The sequence below is a fragment of the Rhodococcus sp. PAE-6 genome, assembly GCF_025290685.1.
GTDB classification, from domain to species: domain Bacteria; phylum Actinomycetota; class Actinomycetes; order Mycobacteriales; family Mycobacteriaceae; genus Rhodococcus; species Rhodococcus pyridinivorans.
This window is the reverse complement of the sequence record NZ_JAOCLZ010000047.1, coordinates 1-5,791: the sequence shown is the minus strand read 5'-3', so window position 1 is coordinate 5,791 and position 5,791 is coordinate 1. Positions and strand designations below refer to the sequence as shown.

3 protein-coding genes and 2 pseudogenes are annotated in these 5,791 nt (G+C 66.7%); 2 read left to right on the top strand and 3 right to left on the bottom strand.

Annotated features, from left to right (window positions below; all coding sequences use genetic code 11):
* Positions 1-291: 291 nt before the first annotated feature.
* The 3 genes and pseudogenes from NVV99_RS25925 to NVV99_RS25920 all read right to left on the bottom strand — a co-directional run bounded on the left by NVV99_RS25925 (position 292) and on the right by NVV99_RS25920 (position 4,056).
* The gene (locus NVV99_RS25925; RefSeq protein WP_024102492.1) at positions 292-1,605 is read right to left on the bottom strand and encodes a lipase family protein; all 1,314 of its coding nucleotides are present in this window, start codon (positions 1,603-1,605) and stop codon (positions 292-294) included.
* Positions 1,606-1,902: 297 nt separating this feature from the next.
* Positions 1,903-2,061, bottom strand: a pseudogene (locus NVV99_RS27320) (helix-turn-helix domain-containing protein); the annotation flags it as partial.
* 906 nt (positions 2,062-2,967) lie between these two features.
* Positions 2,968-4,056, bottom strand: a complete 1,089-nt coding sequence (locus NVV99_RS25920; RefSeq protein WP_024102493.1) for a triacylglycerol lipase — start codon at positions 4,054-4,056, stop codon at positions 2,968-2,970.
* Positions 4,057-4,383: 327 nt separating this feature from the next.
* Between NVV99_RS25920 and NVV99_RS25915 the strand changes: the two genes are divergently transcribed.
* Both NVV99_RS25915 and NVV99_RS25910 read left to right on the top strand, forming a co-directional pair.
* Positions 4,384-5,622, top strand: coding sequence for a CdaR family transcriptional regulator (locus tag NVV99_RS25915; RefSeq protein WP_024102494.1), 1,239 nt, complete (start codon positions 4,384-4,386; stop codon positions 5,620-5,622).
* A gap of 68 nt (positions 5,623-5,690) precedes the next feature.
* Positions 5,691-5,791: pseudogene (locus NVV99_RS25910) on the top strand (IS5/IS1182 family transposase); the annotation flags it as partial.

The following is a 5,791-nucleotide window of genomic DNA, read 5'->3' as shown; positions in this document are numbered from 1 at the left end:
CGGCGAGCACTTCGCTGCTTTCCTCCAACTCGCCGCGGCGTTGACCTGCTTCAAGAAGCTCGCCAAATGAGACATTCTCTTATGCATCGCCTCGGGCGGATCCCACCGGCCGAGTACGAAGCCAGGTACTACGCTGAACACCGTGCCGATCAACCGGTCGCACACAAATGACAGTGTGTGCATGAAACCCGGGATGGTTCATAGCAGGCCGTTATCCCGGGATAGTGCTGGTGCTGTGAGAAGCCCGTGCCCACCAAAACGAGTCCGTGAACCCGCCGGGAGTGTGCCTTCCTACTTGTGACGTTGGGAGATAGTCCTGCTGCACAGCATCCGGACGAACACTGCGGCGAATCGTAGGTGGGCCGCGACATCGCATCCGCGCCAGGTGAGCGACCACACCGTCGTGGTGGTGCTGGGCGGCAGAGGGTTACCCCCGAATCGATCGGCCAGCCAAGCCATCGTCATCGGGGTGCCGAGGTAGAGCAGGGCGAGGTGCGTACTCAGACGATCGCGGACGTAGCGCACGTGTGCGCCGGCGCGCCGGTATCGCTCGACGTGGCGGTCCACGTCCTGGACGGCGATCAGTTCGTCGTTGACACCTTGAATGACCAGGACCGGCATCGAGGGCGCGTGCAGCCCGGGACGGATGTCGTCGAGGATGGCGCGCATCTCGGGCAGGTTCAGCAGGTCGGCGAAGCTGGACTCGCTGTAGCGGTCCAGGTTTTTGCCCGCAAATCGTGACAACAGTGCCAATGTGGTGCGTGAGGCGGCGTCGGCGAGGAGGGTATGGAATTCGGGTTTGGCGTGCTTGGCCAGTAGTTGCTCGAGTTCTGGGTAGGCGCGCTGCAATGCCGCGACGCAGACCGTGGAGAACCCGGACAGCAGTGAGCCGTTGAGCCGGACGAAGGTGGCCCCGGGATCACCGACGGGCGAGCCCGCGACCGCGCCGACGATATTGAGGTCGGGAGCATAGTGTGCGGCGACTTCTGCCGCCCACGCGGTCGCCAGCCCTCCGCCGGAATAGCCCCACAGGCCGACCTCGGTGGTGGGTGTCAAGCCCAGTGGTTCGAAGGCCAGTGCCGCGCGGGCGGCGTCGAGGGCGCGATAGCCGGGTTCGCGCGCGACCCCGAAATGCCCGCCCATGCCTCCGTGATCGGGGATCGAGACCGCCCAGCCTCGGGCCAGGGCTTCGGCGATGACCGGTAGTTCCAGTTGCGGAATCGCGCCGAGCGCTCGCGCGCCCCGGCGTAGGGCGTAGGAGGGGAAGCAGTTCGACCCGACACCGTCGATCGCGCATTGAAACGACACCAGCGGGCGGGCTATGGCCTCGGCGTCGGCCGGTAGCAGCACCGTGGTGACGGCGACTTCGGGGGTCCCGTGCAGATCGCTGGTGCGGTAGAGCAGTTGCCAGGCAGGGAACCGCTGAGCGATGACACCGAACAAGGCGATCTCGGTGACGCGTGTGCGCAGGATCGCGCCCGGCGGTCGGGCCGCAAGATCGGGGGGTGGGCAGTAGAACTCGTCGTTTTCCGGGCGGGTCGCTCGGGCGGCGGGATGGTCGGTGAGCGTCGGGGGCGCAGCATCGGAAACGCTGGGCGAGCTCATCCTGGTGGTCCTTTCGCGCGCCCATATGTCGGGGTACCGATACAGCAAAGGGGATAGTCGGCCGATCGACCGTATGCACACCCCAAACCTAGCAAGAACTGGTGGTGAGAAAAAATTGTCTTTCAACATAATTCGATCGTTTCGTTTGCACCCGCGGGGCAGGCTCGACGTCGGCATTGGCCGGGCACTGGGGGCCTCAACTCCGGAGGGCAGTGTTATCGCTGCTCGCAGCGCGTTGTGGTTCGAACACTGCGCCATCGAGGACTGGGGTGGAGAGTTGCGTGCGATCAGGGCCGCACGCAAGCGCCACACCCCGATCGCACGGGTGCAGTTCAGCCCGGTCAGCGTGCCGATCCGGCGTAGCCGGTAGTCCACGGCGTTCGCGTGGACGCACATGGCCCGCGCGCTGAGTCGACGACTGAGATCGGTGCTGATGTGTACACGCAGAGTCTGCAAGAGTTCCGGGTGCTCGGGCTCGGGTCCAGCAGGGCGGCCAGGCTGTCACGGGTCGGACCCGGCCGGGTGAGCTGGTATTCCAGGGCCAGATCCTCGAACGGGTAGAGCCCGGGGCTGCCATAAACCCTGCGAGCCACATCGAGCAGGTCGTGCGAGGTCTCCGCGACGGCGGGTATCGCCGCGGGGGTCGGCCCGGACCACCGACGCGGTCAGTGGCACCCGAGTCAGGAACGTGCACAGCCCCTCCTCGGCGTCCGCGATCGTGCCCGGGACCAAGATTGTGCCACCGAACTCGCTGAGCAAGGCCGGCACTGGATAACCGCACTGTCTCGCGGGCAACTCCTGCAAACGCGCCCATCGCCCGGGCACCGCGCGCGTCGGTGGCCGCGACCGCCAGGACGGTATAGCACTGTGTGAGGGGCACACCGTATTCCAGCGATACCCGGTCAGGATGGCGGCCACCGAACAGAGCACGCGCCACTTCCTGCTGCTGTGCGGGGCCGGTGCTTGGCGCAACTTCCAGATACGCTCTGGCCACGGTCGCGTTCACCGCGTTCTGTGCCCCTATCAGCCGATCGATCTGATTGCGCCGCAGCGGCGGTGATTGGCGATCGTCGAGGTGGGTGTCCAGGTGGAGTCGGAAGCCTTCGCGCACGAGCCGGTGCACGGTCTCGATTGGCACCCCGACTCCGGCCCACCGCGCTGCGGCGCTGTGGATGCGTTCCATCCTGGCGCTCGGGGCCATCGCCTCGCCGGCCACCAGGTCCAGGCATCCGGCCACGACGGCGTTGATCTCCTCGCGGAGCGGATCCCCCGGCCCGCTGTGACGGCGGATCCGCTCGAGCAGTTGCCGCACGATGTTCTCGGTCTGTGCGGCCGCGCACAAACCCGCGGTCACGCTGGTGGTCATAGTTTGCCGCCACCGCCGATCAGCCACGGGTTGAAGGTGCACACCGGCGCTGTCGCGGCGGCCGGGTCCAGGGCGTTCAGAGCGATGCTCGCCGAGCGCGGCGAGTACATCATGGTGAGGTGGTCGGACAGGTCCTGTTCACACCCTTCTTGCAAGGTGATGTTCTGCACGGTGGCTCCGGCGCCGGCGCGCAGGAATGCCCAGTCGTAGGGGTTGGTGACCTCGTCCCAGCGCGAGGCCACCGCGGTGTAGTCGACCCCGGGCACGGTGTCGCCGCCCGCATTGAGGGTGGCGTAGAACGGCGAGCCGACGGCCTGCTGGATATTCGACATGCCCGCGATAGGTTCGACGAACCCGAGGATGTTGACCCCGAGGTTGTTGATGGTCCGGCCAAGGGTGGCGATGCCCATCAGCGTGGTGCCGTGGTGGGTGGCGCCGAAGGTGACGAGTTTGGAGACCCTTTCGGCGCCGCCGTTGAATTTCAGGTAGTGGTTGGCCACGGTGCCGCCCTGGGAGTGCCCGACGATGTCGACCTTGTCCACCCCGGTCGCGGTGCGTACACGGTCGACGAATTCGGCGACCTGTAGTGAGGACTCCTCCATCGGCCCGACACCGTAGCGGCCGGGCAGCATCGCCCCGACTCCACCGCCCTGCACGAGACCGGACTTGCCGAAGTTCAGCGCGTAGACGCAGTAACCGGCCCTGGCCAGTTGCGGGGACAGGAAAGAGAAGGTGTCGAAGGCGTTGAGCCAGGTGCCGTGCAGCAGCACTACCGGTCGCGGATGCTCAGGACTGGGTTTGCAGTCCCACTTGTTGGCCCCGGCCGGGGCGACATCGGGGTTGAGTAGCCCGTGGGCGAAGGCCGCCAGCGGCGCGCTCAGCTCCGGGCCCTGCCCGACGGGGGCCGCAGCGGTGCTGCTGCCCCACCCCGAGCCGCTACCGGAGCCAGTGCTCGATCCGCTGCCCGAATCGACAATCGCCTTGGGTTGGCGGCCGTCGGGGGCCGGGGCAAGACCCTCGGAGAGGGTGTCGGCGAAGGCCGCCAGCTCGGCTTCTGCCGAGGGCGCCGTATCGGCGGTTCCCACTCCGGGACTCTGCGCCAGCGCTACGCACGAAATGATCGCGGCGCAGACCGTCCAGCGCAAGTGTCGCCTCGTTGCAAGCATTTATGTGTACTTCCCATCTACTCCTCGCAGCGCCACACCAGGTCATGTGGCTCGGCGCATAGTGCGGCTGTTGCGTGATCAAAGCCGCTGCGCTTTGGCGGTACAGCGAGTTTGTACCGGGTGGCCGATGCCGTCACTGCACGCACGAACGAACTACTGCAAGCGGTTCTTGTCGATGGAGACAAACCATCTCGCTGATCGTTCGCCGGGGTGTCCCTTTTCGATGTCGCGGGCCACAATCGCTGCATGTCCTCCGCTCCACCGCCGTTCGCCACCGACACCCTGCTGCTCACTCGTCTGCTGCCCCGATGGCCGCAGATAGCTGAACGGATACTCGCCGATGGACTGGGGGCCACACCACCAGCGGCGGATCTACCCGACGGACATTTCCGCCCCGAGGTACTGCCCTCCATCTACGCCTGCGGACGAGCGGTCCTGCAAGCCATCAGCGAGGGCCGCGCCCTGACCCGCGCCGAAGTCGCCGACTTCGTGGCCCCGGTCGCCGAACGTCACGCCGAGGACCGGTTCCCCTTGGCGAGCCTGATCGAAGCCATCCACAACTCGGCCCAGTCGGTGCTCGCCGAGGCCGCCACCCTCGCCGCACCCGAGGAGATCGACCAACTGGTGGCGATCGGATCCGGGCTGCTCGACCTGCTCAAGAACATCACCATCACCGTGACCGAGACTTACACCGAGGTCGGCCAGTCCATCCACAACGCCGACCGAGAAGCCCGCCGCGAACTGTGCTCGGCCCTGCTACGCGGGCGACCCGTCGAAGCGCTCGCCGCCCGCGCCGACACCCCGCTGACCGACTCCTACACCGTGCTGGCCATCCACGCCCGACCCGAAGACCCGAGCACCGCGACCGCAGACCTGCTGGCACGGCGACGGATCCGAATTCTGCACCACACCCTGGACACACTCAGCAACGGCACCGCGCTGGTCTCCTTCGACGGCTCCACCGGAGTCGCGCTGATCCCGGTGCACACCGACCCCGGGCATGGGCTGCGCACCGACTCCCTGAGCTCAATACTCACCGAGAAGCTCAGTGCGGTAATCTATCTCGCCGAATCGGTCGCGGTGCCGCGCACGCAGCTACCCGACGCCGCGGCTGAGGTCACCGAACTCGCCACCCTCGCACGCACCCTGGGCCGACCCCCCGGCGCGTATTGCCTCGATGACCTGCTGCTCGAGTACCAGCTCACCCGGCCCGGTGCGGCCCGCGACCGGCTCGCGGCCCGTATCGTGCCGCTGCTGGGGGCACCGCATCTGCTCGAAGCACTCGAAGCGCACCTGCGTTTCGGAGCCGACCGCAAAAGCGCCTCCGCACATCTGCACGTCCATCCCAATACCCTCAGCTACCGGCTGCGCAGGGTCGGCGACCTCACCGGAATCGACCCCGGCGAACCAAGCAACTCCCGCCTACTCGCTGCCGCCCTCACCATTAATCGCCTCTACACACCCACTGGGCCACCAGCGGCCTAGCCGCAATACCGTTCAGTTAGAGCATGTCTCTTATGGACTAGATCGTTTGTGCGGCATAATGCACCGTCGTGGTCGATGCGTTGTCTTCCCGACTGGTACCAGATGCGTTGTGGGAGATCGTCGAACCGTTGTTGCCCGGCTTCCGGGCGCGGCCGCAGGGCGGCGGCCG

What these genes read in the sequence shown, in the direction of transcription:
- NVV99_RS25925 (WP_024102492.1), bottom strand. Translation starts at nt 1,605, where the DNA reads ATGAGCTCGCCCAGCGTTTCCGATGCTGCGCCCCCGACGCTCACCGAC.
- NVV99_RS25915 (WP_024102494.1), top strand. Translation starts at nt 4,384, where the DNA reads ATGTCCTCCGCTCCACCGCCGTTCGCCACCGACACCCTGCTGCTCACT.